Origin of the sequence: Wolbachia pipientis (assembly GCF_023661085.1) — a bacterium.
Classification (GTDB): Bacteria; Pseudomonadota; Alphaproteobacteria; order Rickettsiales; family Anaplasmataceae; genus Wolbachia.
On record NZ_JAHDJT010000015.1, the window covers coordinates 1 to 262 of the forward strand.

Consider the following 262-nt stretch of genomic DNA (forward strand, 5'->3'; position numbering starts at 1 on the left):
ATTTAAAGTATTATAGAGTCAAAACTCGCCACTCGGGGTTTCTTTGCCTTTTTTTCTCGTCTGGTAAATTTCTTAATATTTATAGCTAGTTGCAATCTATGAACGAACATTTGTTTTTACAACAAATGTTGTCATAAAGTGAAATGAGATCCCAGCGTCGCGCGTTGGGATGACAGGAAAGGGGGACGCTGGGATGACAAGAAGAGGGCTACTTGGATGACACGAAAAGGCTTCTTGGATAATGCCATTGTAAAATGAAATG